Origin of the sequence: Pseudomonas poae RE*1-1-14, assembly GCF_000336465.1 — a bacterium.
Taxonomy (GTDB): domain Bacteria; phylum Pseudomonadota; class Gammaproteobacteria; order Pseudomonadales; family Pseudomonadaceae; genus Aquipseudomonas; species Aquipseudomonas poae.
This window is the reverse complement of the sequence record NC_020209.1, coordinates 670,806-691,493: the sequence shown is the minus strand read 5'-3', so window position 1 is coordinate 691,493 and position 20,688 is coordinate 670,806. Positions and strand designations below refer to the sequence as shown.

The window sequence follows — 20,688 nt, the reverse complement described above, 5'->3', positions numbered from 1 at the left end:
CGTCCTGACCCCTTATACGGCCATCAGGTCCTTTTCTTTCTCGTCGGTTGCCTTGGTGATCTGCGCCTCGGCATCCTTGGTCAGCTTGTCGATGTCGGCGACGGCGCGACGCTCTTCGTCTTCGCTGATTTCCTTGTCCTTGACCAGCTTCTTCAGGTCACCCAAGGCATCGCGACGGATGTTACGCACGGCAACACGCGCATCTTCAGCCGCGCTACGCGCCTGCTTGGTGAAGCCCTTGCGGGTCTCTTCGGTCAGCGCCGGCATGGAGATCAGCAGCAACTCGCCCAGGTTGGTCGGGTTGAGGTTCAGACCGGCGCTCTGGATGGCCTTGTCGACGGCGCCGAGCATGTTGCGCTCAAATGCCACGACCTGCAGGGTGCGCGAGTCCTTTACGGTGATGTTGGCCACCTGAGTGATGGAGGTGTCTGCGCCGTAGTACGGCACCATCACGCTGCCCAGAATGCTTGGGTGAGCCTTGCCCGTACGAATCTGACCAAATGCATGGTTCAGGGAGTCCAGGGATTTCTGCATACGCTCTTGAGCGTCTTTCTTGATTTCGTTGATCATTGTTGGCCTTCCTCGATCAGAGTCCCTTCCGCGCCGCCGTGTACGATGTTCAGCAGGGCACCGGGCTTGTTCATGTTAAATACGCGCAGCGGCATTTTGTGGTCGCGGCACAGACAAATAGCCGTCAGGTCCATCACGCCCAGCTTGCGATCCAGCACTTCATCGTAGGTCAGATGATCGAACTTCTCGGCATGCGGGTCTTTGAATGGGTCTGCGGTGTACACACCATCCACCTTGGTGGCCTTGAGCACCACGTCGGCATCGATCTCGATGGCACGCAGGCACGCCGCCGAATCCGTGGTGAAGAACGGGTTACCGGTGCCGGCGGCAAAAATCACCACCTCTTTGGAATTGAGATGGCGCATGGCTTTGCGGCGATCATAGTGATCGGTCACGCCCACCATGGAAATAGCCGACATCACGATGGCCGAGATATTGGCACGCTCCAGCGCGTCACGCATGGCCAGGGCGTTCATCACAGTGGCCAGCATGCCCATGTGGTCGCCGGTCACGCGATCCATGCCGGCCGCGCTCAGCGCCGCACCGCGGAACAGGTTGCCGCCGCCGATCACCAGGCCGACCTGCACACCGATGCCAACCAGTTGGCCGACTTCCAGCGCCATGCGGTCGAGCACTTTGGGATCGATCCCGAACTCTTCCGAGCCCATCAGGGCCTCGCCGCTGAGCTTGAGTAGAATGCGTTTATAGCGAGCCTGATAACCACTGCCCTGCTGAGCCATTGCGAATCTCTCCTGCGGCGTATTTTTTAAAAATTCTTGGCGAGCCGTTTACGGCTTGCGTTCACTCTAGCTGGACGCTGTCACAGCGCCATCGGAACACGGCTTTGTAAGCCAGTTCCGAGGGGAAGCCAAATTAAATCGGCCTGCCCATTTGAAAAGAGGCTGCGCGCGTGAGCGGGCAGCCTCTTTCGGGCGACAGTTGAAAACTGTCTTATTGCTTGGCGGCAGCCAGCTGGGCAGCAACTTCTTCAGCGAAGTTGTCGACCGGCTTCTCGATGCCTTCGCCTACTTTGAAGTAAGTGAAGGAAACGATTTCGGCACCGGCTTTCTTGGCCAGCTCGCCAACCTTGATTTCAGGGTTCTTGACGAACGCCTGCTCAACCAGGCTTGCTTCTGCCAGGAACTTGCTGATACGGCCTTTGACCATGTTCTCAACAATGTTTTCTGGCTTGCCTTTGATTTTTTCTTCGTTCAGCTGCAGGAACACAGCTTTTTCACGCTCGATGGCTTCGGCAGAAACTTCCGAAGGCAGCAGGAACTCAGGGTTGCTGGCCGCTACGTGCATAGCGATGTCCTTGGCCAGTTCAACGTTGCCGCCTTTGAGTACAACGGCAACACCGATCTTGTTGCCGTGCAGGTAACCACCAACAACATCACCTTCAACGCGAACCAGGCGACGGATGTTGACGTTTTCGCCAACCTTGCCGACCAGTACCAGGCGATCCGCTTCCTGAGCTTCGATCAGCGGAGCGACGTCAGTCAGCTTGTCGGCGAACGCTTTTTCAACGCTGGCAGCAACAAAGGCTTTGAAGTCGTCCTGCAGGGCCAGGAAGTCGGTCTGCGAGTTCACTTCCAGCAAAACGGCAGATTTGCCGTCTTCCTTCAGAGCGATCGCGCCTTCAGCAGCGACGTTGCCTGCTTTCTTGGCAGCCTTGATCGCGCCGGAAGCACGCATGTCATCAATGGCTTTTTCGATGTCGCCGTCAGCCTTTTCCAGGGCTTTCTTGCAATCCATCATGCCTTCGCCAGTACGCTCACGCAGTTCTTTAACCAACGCTGCAGTAATTGCTGCCATTTTCAAATTCCTCTTGGATAGGTTTTCAACCATTCCACCCGATCGAACGGGGGATCAATTCTTCCCGAATCACCGTTGCGGGCCGCTGCACGTTACAAAAAAGTAGCTGCGCTGCCGACAAACGGTTTCCGAGGGGGCAAAAAGGGGGCCAAGCCCCCTTTTTGCTTACTGAGTCAACGCCAGGGCGTCAATTACTCAGCTGCGGCTACCGGAGCTTCTTCAACGAACTGCTCGGTGCCACCAGCAACGTGGTTGCGACCACGGATGACAGCGTCAGCCATCGAACCCATGTACAGCTGGATAGCGCGGATTGCGTCATCGTTGCCTGGGATGATGTAGTCAACGCCTTCCGGGCTGCTGTTGGTATCGACAACGCCGATAACCGGGATGCCCAGCTTGTTGGCTTCGGTGATCGCGATGCGCTCGTGATCAACGTCGATCACGAACAGTGCGTCAGGCAGGCCGCCCATGTCCTTGATACCACCCAGGGAACGATCGAGCTTTTCCAGGTCACGGGAGCGCATCAGCGCTTCTTTCTTGGTCAGCTTGGCGAAAGTACCGTCTTCGGCTTGCACTTCAAGGTCACGCAGACGCTTGATGGAAGCACGGATGGTTTTGAAGTTGGTCAGCATGCCGCCCAACCAGCGGTGATCGACGTACGGCGAACCGCAACGTGCTGCTTCTTCAGCAACGATCTTGCCAGCGGAACGCTTGGTGCCGACGAACAGAATCTTGTTTTTGCCCTGGGCCAGGCGCTCTACGAAGGTCAGTGCTTCGTTGAACATCGGCAGGGTTTTTTCAAGGTTGATGATGTGAATCTTGTTACGTGCGCCGAAAATGTACTTGCCCATTTTCGGGTTCCAGTAACGGGTCTGGTGACCGAAGTGCACACCGGCCTTCAGCATATCGCGCATGTTGACTTGGGACATGATAGTTCCTTGATAAGTCGGGTTTGGCCTCCACGTATCCCAATGACCAACCAGCGGCATCAAGGCCTCCGGCACCCAGGTCATCGTGTCGACACGTGTGTGGATTTAAGCTTTGCGGGGTATCCCCGGAAAGCGGCGCATTTTATACCACGGCGAAGACGAAAACGGAACTCGAAATCACATCCGGCCTGCGCAACCCGAATGTAACCCTTTGAATAGAGCCCATTTAGCCCCACCTTATAGACAGAAGCGATCATCAGGGGCTCATGATTTGCCGCCCGCGTCTGATAGAATCGCGTTTTTTGCGGCCTGTGCGAATTCTGTAACCTTTTATCGCACGCCCTCGAACCGTATTGATTTCAGCGCATTGCGCTAAAGAGAGCCTGTATGACCGTTAGTTTGAAAACCGCCGAAGACATCGCCGGTATGCGTATCGCCGGCAAGCTGGCAGCGGACGTGCTGGAAATGATCGCCGAGCACGTCAAGCCCGGCGTCACCACCGAAACTCTGAACCAGATCTGCCACGACTACATCGTCAATGTGCAGGGCGCCATCCCCGCGCCGCTCAACTACAAGGGCTTCCCCAAGTCGATCTGCACCTCGGTCAACCATGTGGTATGCCATGGCATCCCCGGCGACAAACCGTTGAAGGACGGCGACACCCTGAACATCGACGTCACGGTGATCAAGGACCGCTACTTCGGCGACACCAGCCGCATGTTCCATGTCGGCAACGTGCCGGTCTGGGCCGAGCGCCTGTCCGAGGTGACCCAGGAATGCATGTACAAGGCCATTGAAATCGTAAAGCCTGGCTGCCGCCTGGGCGACATCGGCGAAGTGATCCAGAAGCACGCCGAAAAGAACGGTTTCTCGGTGGTCCGCGAATTCTGCGGCCACGGCATCGGCACGGTGTTCCACGAAGAGCCGCAGATCCTGCACTACGGCCGTGCCGGCACCGGCATGGAGCTCAAGGCAGGCATGACCTTCACCATCGAGCCGATGATCAATCAGGGCAAAGCCGACACCAAGGTGCTGGGCGACGGCTGGACCGCCATCACCAAGGACCGCAAGCTTTCAGCCCAGTGGGAACACACCCTGCTCGTCACGGAGACCGGCTACGAAATCTTCACCCTGCGCGCCGACGACACGATTGCACGCGTCTCGCCATAAGGCTTGCGCTGGTTTTCCCACGTTGCGTGCAACTCAATAGATAGAAAGGAAAGCCGATCGATGCCCCAGGTGGATCCCGAACTCTTCGACCGTGGCCAGTTCCAGGCCGAACTGGCCCTGAAGGCGAGCCCCATCGCCGCGTTCAAGAAGGCCATCCGCCAAGCCCGCGAAGTGCTCGATGCGCGCTTTCGCAGCGGCCGGGACATTCGTCGGCTGATCGAGGACCGCGCCTGGTTCGTCGACAACATCCTGCAAAAGGCCTGGGAGCAGTTCAGCTGGAGCCGCGAGGCGGATATTGCGCTGGTGGCAGTTGGCGGCTACGGGCGCGGCGAACTGCACCCCTACTCCGACATCGACCTGCTGATTCTGCTGGACAGCGACGATCATGAGATCTTTCGCGATTCCATTGAGCGCTTTCTCACATTGCTGTGGGACATTGGCCTGGAAGTCGGTCAGAGCGTGCGTTCGGTCGCCGAATGCGCCGAAGAGGCCCGCGCCGACCTGACGGTTATCACCAACCTGATGGAAAGCCGCACCATCGCCGGCCCCGAGCGCCTGCGCCAACGCATGCTGGACGTCACCAGCACCGCGCATATGTGGCCGAGCAAGGAGTTCTTCCTGGCAAAGCGCGCCGAGCAGAAAGCCCGGCACCACAAGTACAACGACACCGAATACAACCTTGAGCCCAACGTCAAAGGCTCGCCGGGCGGGTTGCGGGATATCCAGACGATTTTGTGGGTAGCGCGGCGCCAGTACGGCACCCTGAACCTGCGCGCGCTGGCGGGCGAAGGCTTCCTGGTAGAGAGCGAAAACGCCTTGCTGGCGTCGTCCCAGGAATTTTTGTGGAAGGTGCGCTACGCGCTGCACATGCTCGCCGGTCGTTCGGAAGACCGCCTGCTGTTCGACCATCAGCGCTCCATCGCCACACTGCTCGGCTTCGAGGGCGAAGACGCGAAGACCAGCATCGAAAGCTTCATGCAGCAGTACTATCGGGTGGTGATGAGCATCGCCCAGCTCAGCGACCTGATCATCCAGCATTTCGAAGAAGTGATTCTGGCGCCCGAGGACGAAGCGCCGCCGCAGCCCATCAACTCGCGCTTCCAGTTGCACGATGGCTACATCGAGGCACGCAACGACAACGTGTTTAGCCGCACCCCGTTCGCCATGCTCGAAATCTTCGTGTTGATGGCCCAGCAGCCGGAAATCAAAGGCGTGCGCGCCGACACGATTCGCCTGCTGCGGGAAAACCGTCACCTGATCGATGACGAGTTTCGCAACGACATTCGCAACACCAGCCTGTTCATCGAACTGTTCAAGTGCAGGATCGGCATCCACCGCAACCTGCGGCGGATGAACCGTTACGGCATCCTCGGGCGCTACCTGCCGGAGTTCGGCTTTATCGTCGGGCAGATGCAGCACGACCTGTTCCACATCTACACCGTCGACGCCCACACCCTCAACCTGATCAAGCACCTGCGCAAGTTGCAATACACCCAGGTGTCGGAAAAATTTCCGCTGGCCAGCAAACTCATGGCCAAGCTGCCCAAGCCGGAACTGATCTACCTCGCCGGCCTGTACCACGACATCGGCAAGGGCCGCCATGGCGATCACTCGGAGATCGGCGCGGTCGACGCCGAAGCATTCTGCCAGCGCCACCAACTGCCGCTGTGGGACAGCCGCCTCATCGTGTGGCTGGTGCAGAACCACCTGGTGATGTCGACCACCGCCCAACGCAAGGACCTGTCCGACCCGCAGGTGATCCACGACTTTGCGCAGATCGTCGGCGATGAAACCCACCTCGACTACCTGTACGTGTTGACCGTTTCCGACATCAACGCCACCAACCCGACGCTGTGGAACTCCTGGCGCGCCAGCCTGCTGCGCCAGTTGTACACCGAGACCAAGCGTGCCCTGCGCCGCGGCCTGGAAAACCCGGTGGACCGTGAAGAGCAGATCCGTCGCACGCAGAGCGCGGCCCTGGATATTCTGGTGCGCGGCGGCAACGACCCGGATGACGTCGAGCAACTGTGGTCGCAACTGGGCGACGATTACTTCCTGCGCCACACTGCCGGCGATGTGGCCTGGCACACCGATGCGATCCTGCAGCAGCCGGCCGATGGCGGCCCGCTGGTGCTGATCAAGGAAACCACCCAGCGCGAATTCGAGGGCGGCACACAGATTTTCATCTATGCGCCCGACCAGCACGACTTCTTCGCGGTGACCGTGGCGGCCATGGACCAGCTCAACCTGAACATTCATGACGCCCGGGTGATCACCTCCAGCAGCCAGTTCACCCTCGACACCTATATCGTGCTCGACACCGAAGGCGAATCCATCGGCGACAACCCGGCGCGGGTGAAGAAAATCCGCGACGGCCTGACCGACGCGCTGCGCAACCCGGACGATTATCCGACCATCATCCAGCGCCGGGTGCCGCGCCAGCTCAAGCATTTTGCCTTTGCGCCTCAGGTCACCATCTCCAACGATGCCCAGCGCCCGGTCACCGTACTGGAACTCAGCGCGCCCGACCGCCCCGGCCTGCTGGCACGCATCGGCGGGATTTTCCTGGAATTCGATCTGTCATTGCAAAATGCCAAAATCGCAACGCTCGGCGAGCGCGTGGAAGACGTGTTCTTTATTACTGACGCCGACAACCAGCCGCTGTCCGACCCCGAGCTGTGCCGGCGCCTGCAGGCGGCGATCGTGCAGCAATTGAGCGTGACCCAGGAGCCCGTGACCCGCCTGACTATTTGAGCCATGCCGGGGCCCCTCCCACATTGGATGTTCCCCGGCAACCAGACCGCGTGCCGACAACTGAATTTGACGAGACTTGTAATGAACAACGCCCTGAACCAGCTGCAGCCCTACCCGTTCGAGAAACTGCGCGCGCTGCTCGGCAGCGTCACGCCAAACCCGGACAAGCGTCCGATTGCCCTGTCCATCGGCGAACCCAAGCACACCTCGCCCGCCTTCGTCGCCGAGGCACTGAGCAATAACCTCGACCAGATGGCGGTGTACCCAACCACCCTGGGCATCCCGGCGCTGCGCGAAGCCATCGGTGCCTGGTGCGAACGTCGCTTCACTGTGCCCAAGGGCTGGCTGGATCCGGCGCGCAATATTCTGCCGGTCAACGGCACCCGCGAGGCGCTGTTCGCCTTTACCCAGACCGTGGTCAATCGCAGCGACGATGCCCTGGTGGTCAGCCCGAACCCGTTCTACCAGATCTACGAAGGCGCTGCGTTCCTCGCCGGAGCCAAGCCGCATTACCTGCCGTGCCTGGATGAAAACGGCTTCAACCCGGATTTCGATGCGGTGTCACCGGACATCTGGAAACGCTGCCAGATCCTCTTCCTGTGCTCCCCCGGCAACCCAACCGGCGCACTCATCCCGGTCGACACCCTGAAAAAACTCATCGCCCTGGCCGACGAGTACGACTTCGTCATCGCCGCCGACGAGTGCTACAGCGAACTCTACTTCGACGAACACACCCCGCCACCGGGTCTGCTCAGCGCCTGCGTCGAGTTGGGCCGTCAGGATTTCAAGCGTTGCGTGGTGTTCCACAGCCTGTCCAAGCGCTCCAACCTGCCGGGCCTGCGCTCCGGGTTCGTGGCGGGCGACGCCGATATCCTCAAGGCCTTTCTGCTGTACCGCACCTACCACGGCTGCGCGATGCCAGTGCAGACCCAACTGGCCAGCATTGCGGCCTGGCAGGATGAAGCCCATGTGCAGGCCAACCGTGACCTGTATCGCGAGAAATTCGACGCCGTGCTGGCCATCCTCGAGCCGGTACTGGACGTGCAACACCCGGATGGCGGCTTCTACCTGTGGCCGAATGTGCAGGGTGACGATGCCGCGTTCTGCCGCGACTTGTTTGTGCAAGAGCATGTGACCGTGGTGCCGGGCTCATACCTGTCGCGGGAAGTGGACGGCGTAAACCCTGGCGCCGGCCGCGTACGCCTGGCGCTGGTTGCGCCGCTGGCCGAGTGCGTGGAAGCGGCGGAGCGGATTCGCGACTTCGTTCAGCGCGCCCGCTAATTCGTTCAAATCCCGCACTGTGCAACGCAGTGCGGTTTCAATTTGCTCAGGGAACCAATTAAATCCTGCTCTCCACTACTCGGTACCTTATTCCGAGAGTAGAAAGCATGAGTTCCCCCATTCACGTATCGACCTTTATTCCTCGCCCATCTGACATACCGGGAGAAACTTCGGCTTCCAACCCTGTCTCTCGAACCAAAAGAGGGATTGCGGACACCAGTAAAAGGTGGCCGGACGGCATTGTTAATATCGCATTGGACCTGAGAGATAACAGAAGTAAAGCGCTGGTAATCGACGCACTCAGGGAATGGGCTCATCACACCCCCGCGCTGCGCTTCAACGTTGTCGATGGCAAGGACGGCGATATTAGAATCACCGATGACGAGGGCTTCCAGGGCAGTTGGTCGGCTGTAGGAATCGATGCGAAAGACATGCCGTTGGACGAGCCGACGATGCACCTGGACAGGAATGACGACTCGGCAGTGTTCCGCACGACGGCCCTGCATGAAATCGGACATGCCCTGGGAATGGAACATGAACACCAGCACCCGGCCAACACGATCAACTGGGACAAGGACTACGTCTATAGGTCCATGAATGAAAGTCAAGGCTGGGATAGAGACATGATTGATCTTAATATATTTAGTACTTATACCGGCCCCAATGTACTTCAAACCCCCTACGACACCCGCTCTATCATGCACTACGCTACGTATGCCGACGAAACCATCGATGGACAGGAAGTGCCGCAAAACTACTCTTTATCCAAAGGGGACCAGACCATTATTCGCACACTTTATACGCCCAGGCGGTTTAAGGGCGGCGACGCCGATTCAAGCGCCAACCCGTAAACAGTTCAGCTATCCGGGCCTCATCGTCCCCAGATTCGCCTCACTCATGTCCAGCTCCGCCAAGACCTCCCTCAACACGTCATCGCCAATCTGGTGATGACGGCTCAGGCTGTAGAGTTCAAGGCGTTGCGCACGCAGGGCCTTGAGCCGCAGCTTGCGCTCAAGCTGGTCCATCTGCTGCGCCAGAGCCTGGGCTTCGGCGGAGTCATTGAACACCTCCAACTGATGGCGATACTCCGACATCAACCGCGCTCTCAGCTCGGTCGCCAGGGCCGCCTTGGCCGCATCCGCAGGGTCCGCTTCGGCGGGCTCCTCGGCTTCCAGGGCATGGATCGCGGCTTCCGCGGTTTTCCTCCAGGCCTCGCGCACTTCGTTCTGGCGCTTTTCATCCGGGCTTTTTTCAAGGCCGCGCAACAGCAGGGGCAAGGCGATACAGGCCGCCACCAGCGACAACAGAATCACCCCGGCCGCGATGAAGATCAGCAGGTCGCGCTCGGGAAAATTCTGCCCCGGCGCCAGCAGCAAAGGCACCGACATGACGCCAGCCAGGGTCACGGCGCCACGCACTCCGCCAAAGGTCAACAGCCAGCACGAACGCGCGGTCGGCACCTGGGTCAGCTCACCTTTCCCACGTAGACGTCGGAGCAAGACTGACAGGCGCCAGATGCTCTGCACCCAGATAAAGCGCAACACCACCAGCACCAGGAAAATCACAACCACGTCCAGGCAGCGATAAAACAGGGTGGGCCATACCGTCGGCTCATGGCTGACCACGGCCTTGATGATGTCCGGCAGTTGCAGGCCCAGCAGTAGAAAAATCAGGCCGTTGAACGCGAACTCCAGCAGCGACCAGACACTGCGATTGAGCAGACGCGTGCTGGTCTGACGCGGCAGCAGATCGAGCCAGCTTTGCATCATGCCCGCCGCCACCGCCGAGAGGATGCCTGACGCGCCCAAGCGCTCGGCCACTACATACGCGGCAAACGGCAGCAGCAACATGAACACCACGTGAGTGGCCGGATCGTCCCAGCCGCGCGCGATCATCCAGGCACGCAGGCGGCCGACCAGCCAGCTCAATGCCACTCCCACTGCCAGGCCGCCCACCGCCACCAACACAAACGTCAGGCTGGCGTCCGCGAGGGAAAACACCCCCGTCAGCGCCGCCGCCAGGGCGAACTTGAAGGTCACCAGACCTGACGCGTCATTCATCAACGCCTCGCCCTGCAGCATGTGCATAAGCGGCTTGGGCAAACGATTCTGGGAAATGGCCGACACGGCTACCGCGTCCGTCGGTGATAACACCGCCGCCAGCGCGAAGGCCGCCGGCAGCGGGATCGCAGGCAGCAGCCAGTGAATGAAATAACCGGCACCCACCACGGTGAACAGCACCAGCCCTACGGCCAACGTCAGGATAGGCCCGCGCAAGCGCCACAACTCGCGCTTGGGCATCCGCCAGCCATCGGAGAACAACAGCGGCGGCAGAAACAGAAACAGAAACAGCTCCGGGTCCAGCGCCACATGCAGCCCCAGCGTCGGCCAGGCCAGCAAGGCGCCGGCGGCAATCTGCACCAGGGGCAACGGCAGGGGGACGACACGTCCGACCAGACGCGAAACGCTGACCAACATCAGCAGGATAAGCACGGTGTAAGCGGTTTGCATAAAGCGGGGTTCCCGGACAATCGACTTGCAATGACACACATCAGGCAACAATTGGCCGTTGAAGTGCCATATTAGCCGCCTATGCTGCCCTGGCTTGTACACAAAAGTCCTACAACACCCAAATCCGCTGGGCATGGCATAATCCGCGATCCTTCGGTTTCATTAGTCCAAAAGGGGGCAGTTCCTTGACCGATTCAAGCAAAACGTTGCACCTTTTCGGCATCAAAGCCTGCGACACCATGAAAAAGGCGCGCACCTGGCTCGAAGAGCACGGCGTCGCCTATCAGTTCCACGATTACAAAACGGCCGGTATCGACCGCGAACATTTGACCCAATGGTGCGATGAGCACGGTTGGCAAGTGGTGTTGAACCGTGCGGGCACCACCTTTCGCAAACTCGAAGACGAACGCAAAGCCGATCTCGATCAGTCGAAAGCCATTGAATTGATGCTCGCACAACCCTCGATGATCAAGCGCCCGGTGCTCGATCTCGGCGACAGAACCCTGATTGGCTTCAAGCCAGAAAGTTATTCGGCGGCCCTCAAGTAGGCCAGCCTTCCATCTTTGTAGAGGTAACAGCATGTCCCATTCCCTGTTCAGCCTTGGCTTCGGCGTTGGCACTCAGAACCGCCAGGGTGCCTGGCTGGAAGTGTTTTACGCACAACCCCTGCTCAACCCATCGGCTGAAATCGTCGCGGCCATCGCGCCGATCCTCGGTTACACCGACGGCAACCAGGCCATCACCTTCACCGTGTCCCAGGCCCTGCAACTGGCCGACGCGCTTAAAGGCGTCGACACGGCCCAGGCCGCGCTGCTCAGCCGCCTGGCCGAGAGCCACACGCCGCTGGTCGCCACCCTGCTGGCCGAAGACGCTGCACTCACGTCCACGCCTGAGGCCTACCTCAAGCTGCACCTGCTGTCCCACCGCCTGGTCAAGCCCCACGGCCTGAGCCTGGCCGGTGTGTTCCCGCAGTTGCCGAACGTGGCGTGGACCAGCCAGGGCGCGATCGACATCAATGAACTGGCCGAGCGCCAACTGGAAGCGCGCCTGCGTGGTGATCTGCTGGAAGTGTTCTCGGTGGACAAGTTCCCGAAAATGACCGATTACGTGGTCCCCGCCGGCGTGCGTATCGCTGACGCCGCGCGTATCCGCCTGGGTGCGTATGTGGGCGAAGGCACCACGGTGATGCACGAAGGTTTCGTCAACTTCAATGCCGGCACCGAAGGCCCGGGCATGATCGAAGGCCGTGTCTCGGCAGGCGTATTCGTCGGCAAGGGCTCGGACCTGGGTGGCGGCTGCTCCACCATGGGCACCCTGTCGGGCGGCGGCAATATCGTGATCAAGGTCGGTGAAGGCTGCCTGGTCGGCGCCAACGCCGGTATCGGTATCCCCTTGGGCGACCGCAATACCGTGGAATCGGGCCTGTACGTGACCGCCGGCACCAAGGTGGCGCTACTGGACGAGCAGAACCAACTGGTCAAGGTGGTCAAGGCGCGCGAACTGGCTGGCCAGCCCGACCTGCTGTTCCGTCGTAATTCCGAGACCGGTGCCGTGGAGTGCAAAACCCACAAATCGGCCATCGAACTGAACGAAGCGCTGCACGCTCACAACTAAGCAGCCACTCGATGCCACTGGCGGGCCGCGCCCTCGGGGTGCGGTTCGCTTATACGAGTCTTGACCACCATGCTTGTGCCCTCCCCCTGGCGCGCCGATTTCCCGGCCATTGCCACCCTGCAACGGCAGGACCAGACCTACCTGGACAACGCCGCCACCACCCAAAAACCCCAGGCCTTGCTGGATGCGATCAGCCATTACTACGCCAATGGCGCCGCCAATGTGCACCGTGCCCAGCATCTGCCGGGGGCCCATGCCACCCAGGCGTTCGAAGACAGCCGTGTAAAGGTCGCGCAGTGGCTCAACGCAGGCGACAGCGGGCAAATCGTGTTCACTCACGGCGCCACCTCGGCGCTGAACCTTCTGGCCTATGGCCTTGAGCACTTGTTCAATGCGGGCGATGAGCTGGTCATCAGCGCCCTGGAGCACCACGCCAACCTGCTGCCCTGGCAGCAACTGGCCAAACGCCGCGCGCTGAAACTGGTGGTATTGCCGCTCGATGCGGCCGGTCTGATCGACCTCGACGCCGCCGCCGAACTGATCGGCCCGCGTACGCGTCTGCTGGCGGTGAGCCAATTGTCCAATGTGCTCGGCACCTGGCAACCCCTGCATCCCTTACTGGCGTTGGCCCGCGCGCGGGGAGCCCTGAGCGTGGTCGACGGCGCCCAAGGCATCGTGCACGGTCGCCACGACCTGCAAACCCTGGACTGCGACTTCTATGTATTTTCCAGCCACAAACTCTACGGTCCGGACGGTATCGGCGTGCTGTTTGGCCGCAACGAAGCCCTGCATCACCTGCGTCACTGGCAATTCGGCGGCGAGATGGTGCAACAGGCCGACTACCACGCGGCGAGCTTTCGCCCCGCGCCACTGGGTTTCGAGGCCGGCACACCGCCGATTGCCGGCGTGATCGGCCTGGGCGCCAGCCTGGATTACCTGAGTTCACTGGACCCGCAAACCGTCATGGCCCATGAAGCGGCCCTGCATGACTACCTGCTGCGCGGCCTGAACGCGCGCAACGGCGTGCGCGTTTTGGGCAAGCCACAGGCCGCGCTGGTCAGCTTCGTGGTCGAGGGCGTGCACAATGCCGACCTGGCTCACCTGCTGACCGAACAGGGCATTGCCATCCGTGCCGGTCACCATTGCGCGATGCCGCTGCTCAAGGCCATGCAGTTGCCCGGGGCAATCCGCGTATCGCTGGCGCTGTACAACGACTCGGATGACCTGGAGCGATTCTTCGCGGCGCTGGATCAGGCCCTGGATATGTTGCGATGAGCCAACTGCCAGTGGATGCAGTGGCCGCATTGCAGGCGTTCCAGGCCGTAGGCAGCTGGGAGCAGCGCGCGCGCATGCTGATGAAATGGGGCGAGCGGCTGCCGGTACTGGCGGAGGAAGACAAGGTCGAGGCCAACCTGGTGCAGGGCTGCGAAAGCCAGGTGTGGTTGGTGGGCCGCCTGCAGGACGGGCACTGGCAGTTTGCGGCCAGCAGCGAGGCGCGGATGATTCGCGGGTTGGTGGCCCTGTTGTTGGCGCGGGTTAATGGGCTGTCGGTGGCTGAGCTGCAGGCGGTGGATTTGTCTGATTGGTTCAATCAACTGGGGTTGTCCCGGCAGTTGTCGCCTTCGCGCAGTAATGGGTTGAATGCGGTTTTGCAGCGCATGCGGGGCTTGGCGCGCATGCAAAATTGATGGGGCTGGGTGCCTGTCCGTTGCTGCGCTAACGGCTGCTCTTGCCCCAACACTTGGTGCCTCGCCTAGACTCGGGGCGCCTCAGATCAAAAGCAAAAGCGCGGCGGCCTGAGAGCCGACCGGGATCCTCTGCCAGACACTGGACAAGCCCCCTCCCACATTAGGATCTCCATTTGCCTGCTGGATATCACATTGCTTTTGATCTGCTTTGTTTTGGCTTTTGATCTTGATCTTAGGCGCCCCGTCAACCACGCTGGCCGAACGCAGGTTTGAATCCGTGGGTAACCCGGCAGGACGCCGGGTTAGCCGCACTGGGCCAGGGATGGCCCATTGCGGCGGCCCACGGATTCAAGCCTGCGTGCGGGCACACCGAGCCTAAGCGAGGTGCCAAGTGGTGGGGCGAAGCGTTTTTGGTTACTTTTTGCGCTCTTCAAAAAGTGACCCGCCGTAAGGGCGGAACCCCTATCAGTCGTTACCGCAGCAACGGATATGTACCCCACCCCCCACCTAATTCGCCTTAACCCGCTCCGAAGGCCTGCGCACCCCAGCCACAATCTTATCCACCGCCTTGGTCGCCGCCACCATCCCAAACGTCGCAGTCACCATCATCACCGCACCAAACCCACCCGCGCAGTCAAGCTTCACGCCATCCCCGACAAAACTCTTCTGCAAACAGATGCTGCCATCCGGCTTCGGATAGCGCAGTTGCTCACTGGAAAACACACAAGGCACGCTGTAATGGCGCGTCACCGTACGCGAAAAACCATAGTCGCGACGCAGGGTCGAGCGTACTTTCGAGGCCAGTGGGTCGTTGAACGTGCGGTTCAGGTCGCACACCTGAATCAGCGTCGGATCAATTTGCCCGCCCGCGCCGCCGGTGGTGATGATCTGGATCTTGCGGCGCTTGCACCAGGCAATCAGCGCGGCCTTGGCGTTGACCGCGTCAATGCAGTCGATCACGCAGTCGATGTTCGGCGTGATGTATTCAGCCATGGTGTCGCGGGTCACGAAATCCGCCACCGCATGCACCGTGCACGCTGGGTTGATGCCGCGCAGACGCTCAGCCATGACCTCGACCTTGGGTTTGCCCACGGTGCTGTCCAGCGCATGCAACTGGCGATTGCTGTTGCTGACGCAGACATCGTCCAGGTCAAACAGCGAAATCTCGCCCACCCCGCAACGGGCCATGGCCTCCGCCGCCCAGGAGCCGACGCCGCCGACGCCGACGATCGCCACATGGGCCGCTTTCAAGCGCTCAAGGCCTTCAATGCCATACAAGCGAGCGACGCCTGCAAACCGTGGATCTTCTGTGCTCATAACCATTACCCCAAAAACCGGCGTGCATTATGGGCTACGCAGCGGCAAGTTTTAAGCGACAACTGACAGGTGAAGAACTTAGCGAGCGTTTCGCTGCCCAACGTCAGGTTTTTCCTGGCTTGCTGTACGCTCAGGGAAAGGCCGGTGTAGGATGCGCGCCGTTCGGCGTAGGCCGACGCCTCTTTTCGTTCCACACCCTTTGGAACCCGAAATCGCCATGTCATCGCGTAAATTTGGACTCAACCTGGTGGTGGTGCTGGCAATTGCCGCGCTGTTCACCGGTTTCTGGGCGCTGATCAACCGCCCGGTCACCACTCCCAACTGGCCGGAACAGATCTCGGGGTTCTCCTACTCGCCATTCCAGCAGGGCCAGTACCCGCAGAAAAACCAATACCCGAGCGACGACCAGATGCGTCGCGACCTCGAAATCATGAGCAAGCTGACGGACAACATCCGTACCTACTCGGTCGACGGCACCCTGGGTGATATCCCCAAGCTGGCCGAAGAGTTCGGCCTGCGCGTGACCCTGGGTATCTGGATCAGCCCGGACCTGGAACGCAACGAGCGTGAAGTCCAGCGCGCCATCGAAATCGCCAACAGCTCGCGCAGCGTGGTGCGCGTGGTGGTGGGCAACGAAGCGCTGTTCCGTGAAGAAATCACCCCCGAAGCGCTGATCGTGCTGCTGGACCGGGTGCGCGCCGCCGTGAAAGTGCCGGTGACCACCTCCGAGCAATGGCACATATGGGAAAAGAACCCGCAACTGGCCAAACACGTCGACCTGATCGCCGCGCACATCCTGCCGTTCTGGGAATTTATCCCGATGGACAAGGCCGGCCAGTACGTACTCGACCGTGCCCGGGACCTGAAGAAACTGTTCCCGAAAAAACCGCTGTTGCTGTCTGAAGTCGGCTGGCCGAGCAACGGGCGCATGCGCGGCGGCAATGAATCATCCCCGGCCGACCAGGCGATCTACCTGCGCACGCTGGTCAACAAGCTCAATCGCCAGGGCTTCAACTATTTCGTGATCGAGGCGTTCGACCAGCCGTGGAAGGTCAGCGACGAAGGCTCGGCGGGCGCCTATTGGGGCGTGTTCAACGCGGCACGCCAGCAGAAATTCAACTTTGAAGGGCCGGTGGTCGCGATCCCGCAATGGCGGGTGCTGGCGATCGGTTCGGTGGTGCTGGCCCTGCTCTCGCTGACCCTGCTGATGATCGATGGCTCGGCGCTGCGTCAGCGCGGTCGCACCTTCCTGACCTTTATCGCGTTTCTGTGCGGGTCGGTGCTGGTGTGGATCGGCTACGACTACAGCCAGCAGTACAGCACCTGGTTCAGCCTGACCGTCGGATTCCTGCTGGCACTGGGTGCGATGGGCGTGTTCATCGTGTTGCTGACCGAAGCCCACGAGCTGGCCGAAGCGGTGTGGACGCACAAGCGCCGCCGTGAATTCCTGCCGGTGGAAGGTGATTCGGACTACCGTCCGAAAGTGTCGATCCATGTGCCGTGTTACAACGAGCCGCCGGAGATGGTCAAACAGACCCTCGATGCCCTGGCCGCCCTCGATTACCCGGACTATGAAGTCCTGATCATCGACAACAACACCAAAGACCCGGCGGTGTGGGAACCGGTGCGCGACTACTGCGAAACCCTCGGTCCACGCTTCAAGTTTTTCCACGTCTCGCCCCTGGCCGGTTTCAAGGGTGGCGCGCTGAACTACCTGATCCCGCACACCGCAGCGGACGCCGAAGTGATCGCGGTGATCGACTCGGACTACTGCGTGTCGCCCAACTGGCTCAAGCACATGGTGCCGCACTTCGCCGACCCGAAAATCGCCGTGGTGCAATCGCCCCAGGATTATCGCGACCAGAACGAAAGCACCTTCAAAAAGCTCTGCTACGCCGAATACAAGGGCTTCTTCCACATCGGCATGGTCACCCGCAACGACCGCGACGCGATCATCCAGCACGGCACCATGACCATGACGCGTCGCTCGGTGCTCGAAGAACTCGGCTGGGCTGACTGGTGCATCTGCGAAGACGCCGAACTGGGCCTGCGGGTATTCGAGAAAGGCCTGTCGGCTGCGTATTACCACGACAGCTACGGCAAAGGGCTGATGCCCGACACCTTCATCGACTTCAAGAAGCAGCGTTTCCGCTGGGCCTATGGCGCGATCCAGATCATCAAGCGCCACACCGCGAGTCTGTTGCGCGGCAAGGACACCGAGCTGACCCGTGGCCAGCGCTACCACTTCCTTGCGGGCTGGCTGCCGTGGGTGGCGGACGGCATGAACATCTTCTTTACCGTCGGCGCGCTGTTGTGGTCGGCGGCGATGATCATCGTGCCAGCGCGGGTCGACCCGCCGCTGCTGATTTTCGCGATCCCGCCACTGGCGCTGTTCGTGTTCAAGGTGGGCAAGATCATCTTCCTGTACCGCCGCGCCGTCGGCGTGAACCTCAAGGACGCATTCTGCGCGGCCCTGGCCGGGCTGGCGTTGTCGCACACCATCGCCAAGGCGGTGCTGTATGGCTTTTTCACCACCAGTATTCCGTTCTTTCGTACGCCGAAAAACGCCGATAACCACGGCTTCTGGGTGGCGATTTCCGAAGCCCGCGAAGAGATGTTCATCATGCTGCTGTTGTGGGGCGCCGCGCTGGGGATCTACCTGGTGCAGGGCCTGCCGAGCAATGACATGCGCTTCTGGGTGGTGATGCTGCTGGTGCAGTCGCTGCCGTATGTGGCAGCGCTGATCATGGCGTTCCTGTCGTCACTGCCCAAACCGGCAGCGGCGCCCGAGCCCGCGCCTGCGGCGTAAAAACTTGCGCAATGCACTAAACGGCGGCCTCTGGTCGCCGTTTTGCTATAAGATAACGGCCGTTTTGTGAGTCTTGGGCTGGCCCTGCTCTCTGTGGGAGCTGGCTTGCCTGCGATGCAGACGCCGCGGTCTGACAGTTACACCGCGGTGATGCGATCGCAGGCAAGCCAGCTCCCACATTTGTCCTGCGCCGTTTCAAGTTCTGTATTCCACATTCGTCCTGCGCCCACCACACGCATTCCGGAGTTTTCCCATGACGGCCCATGCCGACCTTTCGCCGACCCTTCAACTTGCCATCGACCTGATCCGTCGCCCCTCGGTGACGCCGATTGACGCCGATTGCCAGAAGCTGATGATGCAGCGCTTGGGCGACGCCGGCTTTGCCCTGGAGCCGATGCGCATCGAGGACGTGGACAACTTCTGGGCCACCCACGGCCAGCATGAAGGCCCGGTGCTGTGCTTTGCCGGCCACACCGACGTGGTGCCGACCGGCCCGCTGCAGGCCTGGCAGAACGACCCGTTCGACGCGCTGATCGACGAACACGGCATGCTCTGCGGGCGCGGCGCGGCCGACATGAAAGGCAGCCTGGCGGCCATGCTGGTGGCGGCGGAGCGCTTTGTGCAGGACTACCCGGACCACCGTGGCTCGGTCGCCTTCCTGATCACCAGCGATGAAGAAGGCCCGGCGCACCACGGCACCAAGGCCGTGATCGAACGCCTGGCTGCGCGCAAGGAACGCCTGGACTGGTGCATCGTCGGCGAACCGTCGAGCACCACGCTGGTGGGCGACGTGGTCAAGAACGGCCGTCGCGGTTCTCTCGGCGCCACCCTCACCGTGCGCGGCGTACAGGGCCATGTGGCCTACCCGCACCTGGCAAGGAACCCGATTCACCTGGCCGCGCCAGCCCTGGCGGAACTGGCCGCCGAGCACTGGGACGATGGCAACACGTTCTTCCCGCCGACCAGCTTCCAGATCTCCAACCTCAATTCCGGCACCGGCGCCACCAACGTGATCCCCGGAGACCTGACGGCGGTGTTCAACTTCCGCTTCTCCACCGAATCCACCGTGGAAGGCCTGCAACAGCGCGTTGCGCAGATTCTCGACAAACACGGTCTGGACTGGCACGTGGACTGGGCACTGTCCGGCCTGCCGTTTTTGACCGAGCCGGGCGCGCTGCTCGATGCGGTATCGGCCAGCATCAAGGCGATCACTGGGCGCGAAACCCAGGCTTCGACCAGCGGCGGTACGTCGGACGGGCGCTTCATAGCGACCCTTGGCACTCAGGTGGTCGAGCTGGGCCCGGTGAATGCGACGATCCACCAGGTCAATGAACGCATCCTGGCCAGCGACCTCGACGTGCTCACCGAGATCTACTACCAGACCCTGATCAAGTTGCTCGCCTGATGCTCGCCTGCCCCCTTTGCAGCGCCCCGCTCAACCCGGTGGACAACGGTGTGGCGTGCCCGGCCGGGCACCGTTTCGACCGCGCACGCCAGGGTTACCTGAACCTGCTGCCGGTGCAGCACAAAAACAGCCGCGACCCGGGCGACAACCTGGCGATGGTCGAGGCGCGTCGTGACTTTCTCAACGCCGGGCACTATGCGCCGGTGGCCAGGCGCCTGGCAGAACTGGCCGCCGAGCGCGCGCCGCAGCGCTGGGTCGACATCGGTTGCGGCGAGGGTTACTACACCGCGCAGATCGCCGCCGCCCTGCCCCACGCCGATGGCTATGCGCTGGATATTTCCAGGGAGGCGGTCAAGCGTGCCTGCAAACGCAACCCGGCGCTGACCTGGTTGATCGCCAGCATGGCCCGTGTGCCATTGGCCGACGCCAGCTGCCAGTTCCTGGCCAGCGTGTTCAGCCCGCTGGACTGGGAAGAGGCCAAGCGCCTGCTCAGCCCGGGCGGCGGTTTGATGAAGGTCGGCCCCACCAGCGGCCACCTGATGGAGTTGCGCGAGCGCCTGTACGACGAAGTGCGCGAGTACACCGATGACAAGCACCTGGCACTGGTGCCGGACGGCATGAGCCTGGCGCACAGCGAGATGCTTGAATTCAGCCTGAGCCTGGCCGAGCCCGGAGATCGCGCCAACCTGCTGGCGATGACGCCCCACGGCTGGCGCGCCAGCGCCGAGCGCCGTGCCCGGGTGATCGAAGCGGCCGAGCCGCTGCAGGTCACCGTGTCGATGCGCTACGATTATTTCGTGCTTCAATAACCAACCTTTTCAGCACC

The 20,688-nt window shown here is 61.1% G+C and carries 17 protein-coding genes; 11 read left to right on the top strand and 6 right to left on the bottom strand.

Translation table 11 applies throughout. The features are described 5' to 3' along the window. Positions 1 to 12: 12 nt before the first annotated feature. The 4 genes from frr to rpsB form a co-directional block, all read right to left on the bottom strand. Positions 13 to 570: a ribosome recycling factor gene (gene frr, locus H045_RS03150; protein WP_003231233.1), complete on the bottom strand. Its 558-nt coding sequence runs from the start codon at positions 568 to 570 to the stop codon at positions 13 to 15. Then, positions 567 to 1,310 carry a UMP kinase gene (gene pyrH / locus H045_RS03145; RefSeq protein ID WP_003189161.1) on the bottom strand — a complete coding sequence of 248 codons (744 nt, stop codon included), beginning with the start codon at positions 1,308 to 1,310 and terminating at the stop codon, positions 567 to 569. The genes frr and pyrH overlap by 4 nt, the downstream gene beginning before the upstream one ends. A 211-nt stretch (positions 1,311 to 1,521) precedes the next feature. After that, positions 1,522 to 2,385, bottom strand: coding sequence for a translation elongation factor Ts (gene tsf / locus H045_RS03140; RefSeq protein ID WP_003231235.1), 864 nt, complete (start codon positions 2,383 to 2,385; stop codon positions 1,522 to 1,524). A 191-nt stretch (positions 2,386 to 2,576) separates the two neighbouring features. Beyond that, positions 2,577 to 3,314: a 30S ribosomal protein S2 gene (rpsB, locus tag H045_RS03135; RefSeq protein WP_003189158.1), complete on the bottom strand. Its 738-nt coding sequence runs from the start codon at positions 3,312 to 3,314 to the stop codon at positions 2,577 to 2,579. Positions 3,315 to 3,701: 387 nt separating this feature from the next. Between rpsB and map the strand changes: the two genes are divergently transcribed. The 4 genes from map to H045_RS03115 all read left to right on the top strand — a co-directional run bounded on the left by map (position 3,702) and on the right by H045_RS03115 (position 9,370). Then, positions 3,702 to 4,484, top strand: a complete 783-nt coding sequence (gene map / locus H045_RS03130; protein ID WP_003231237.1) for a type I methionyl aminopeptidase — start codon at positions 3,702 to 3,704, stop codon at positions 4,482 to 4,484. A gap of 60 nt (positions 4,485 to 4,544) precedes the next feature. After that, positions 4,545 to 7,238 (top strand): [protein-PII] uridylyltransferase, encoded by a 2,694-nt coding sequence (locus tag H045_RS03125; protein WP_015371407.1) that lies wholly within the window; start codon positions 4,545 to 4,547, stop codon positions 7,236 to 7,238. An 81-nt stretch (positions 7,239 to 7,319) separates the two neighbouring features. Beyond that, a complete protein-coding gene (dapC, locus tag H045_RS03120) occupies positions 7,320 to 8,519 on the top strand; it encodes a succinyldiaminopimelate transaminase (RefSeq protein WP_015371406.1) in 1,200 nt (399 codons plus the stop codon). 107 nt (positions 8,520 to 8,626) lie between these two features. After that, entirely contained in the window at positions 8,627 to 9,370 is a 744-nt protein-coding gene (locus H045_RS03115) for a M12 family metallopeptidase (protein ID WP_015371405.1), read from the top strand. A 9-nt stretch (positions 9,371 to 9,379) separates the two neighbouring features. Here H045_RS03115 and H045_RS03110 read toward each other — a convergent pair whose 3' ends face one another. Next, on the bottom strand, positions 9,380 to 11,029 hold the full coding sequence (locus H045_RS03110; protein ID WP_003231246.1) for a Na+/H+ antiporter: 1,650 nt from the start codon (positions 11,027 to 11,029) through the stop codon (positions 9,380 to 9,382). 239 nt (positions 11,030 to 11,268) lie between these two features. Between H045_RS03110 and H045_RS03105 the strand changes: the two genes are divergently transcribed. The 4 genes from H045_RS03105 (at position 11,269) to H045_RS03090 (ending at position 14,331) form a co-directional block, all read left to right on the top strand. Next, positions 11,269 to 11,577: an arsenate reductase gene (locus H045_RS03105; RefSeq protein ID WP_236277933.1), complete on the top strand. Its 309-nt coding sequence runs from the start codon at positions 11,269 to 11,271 to the stop codon at positions 11,575 to 11,577. 31 nt (positions 11,578 to 11,608) lie between these two features. Continuing rightward, positions 11,609 to 12,643: a 2,3,4,5-tetrahydropyridine-2,6-dicarboxylate N-succinyltransferase gene (gene dapD / locus H045_RS03100; protein WP_003231250.1), complete on the top strand. Its 1,035-nt coding sequence runs from the start codon at positions 11,609 to 11,611 to the stop codon at positions 12,641 to 12,643. Between the two features lie 69 nt (positions 12,644 to 12,712). Further along, the gene (locus H045_RS03095) at positions 12,713 to 13,918 is read left to right on the top strand and encodes an aminotransferase class V-fold PLP-dependent enzyme (RefSeq protein ID WP_015371403.1); all 1,206 of its coding nucleotides are present in this window, start codon (positions 12,713 to 12,715) and stop codon (positions 13,916 to 13,918) included. Beyond that, positions 13,915 to 14,331 carry a SufE family protein gene (locus H045_RS03090; protein WP_015371402.1) on the top strand — a complete coding sequence of 139 codons (417 nt, stop codon included), beginning with the start codon at positions 13,915 to 13,917 and terminating at the stop codon, positions 14,329 to 14,331. The genes H045_RS03095 and H045_RS03090 overlap by 4 nt, the downstream gene beginning before the upstream one ends. Before the next feature lie 507 nt (positions 14,332 to 14,838). Here H045_RS03090 and tcdA read toward each other — a convergent pair. Next, a complete protein-coding gene (gene tcdA / locus H045_RS03085; RefSeq protein ID WP_015371401.1) occupies positions 14,839 to 15,648 on the bottom strand; it encodes a tRNA cyclic N6-threonylcarbamoyladenosine(37) synthase TcdA in 810 nt (269 codons plus the stop codon). 217 nt (positions 15,649 to 15,865) lie between these two features. Here tcdA and H045_RS03080 point away from each other — a divergent pair, with 217 nt between their 5' ends. The 3 genes from H045_RS03080 to H045_RS03070 all read left to right on the top strand — a co-directional run bounded on the left by H045_RS03080 (position 15,866) and on the right by H045_RS03070 (position 20,671). Next, on the top strand, positions 15,866 to 18,457 hold the full coding sequence (locus H045_RS03080; protein WP_003231258.1) for a glycosyltransferase: 2,592 nt from the start codon (positions 15,866 to 15,868) through the stop codon (positions 18,455 to 18,457). A gap of 253 nt (positions 18,458 to 18,710) precedes the next feature. After that, positions 18,711 to 19,862, top strand: coding sequence for a succinyl-diaminopimelate desuccinylase (gene dapE / locus H045_RS03075; protein WP_015371400.1), 1,152 nt, complete (start codon positions 18,711 to 18,713; stop codon positions 19,860 to 19,862). Beyond that, positions 19,862 to 20,671 carry a putative RNA methyltransferase gene (locus H045_RS03070; protein ID WP_003231263.1) on the top strand — a complete coding sequence of 270 codons (810 nt, stop codon included), beginning with the start codon at positions 19,862 to 19,864 and terminating at the stop codon, positions 20,669 to 20,671. The genes dapE and H045_RS03070 overlap by 1 nt, the downstream gene beginning before the upstream one ends. The last annotated feature ends 17 nt before the right edge of the window (positions 20,672 to 20,688 follow it).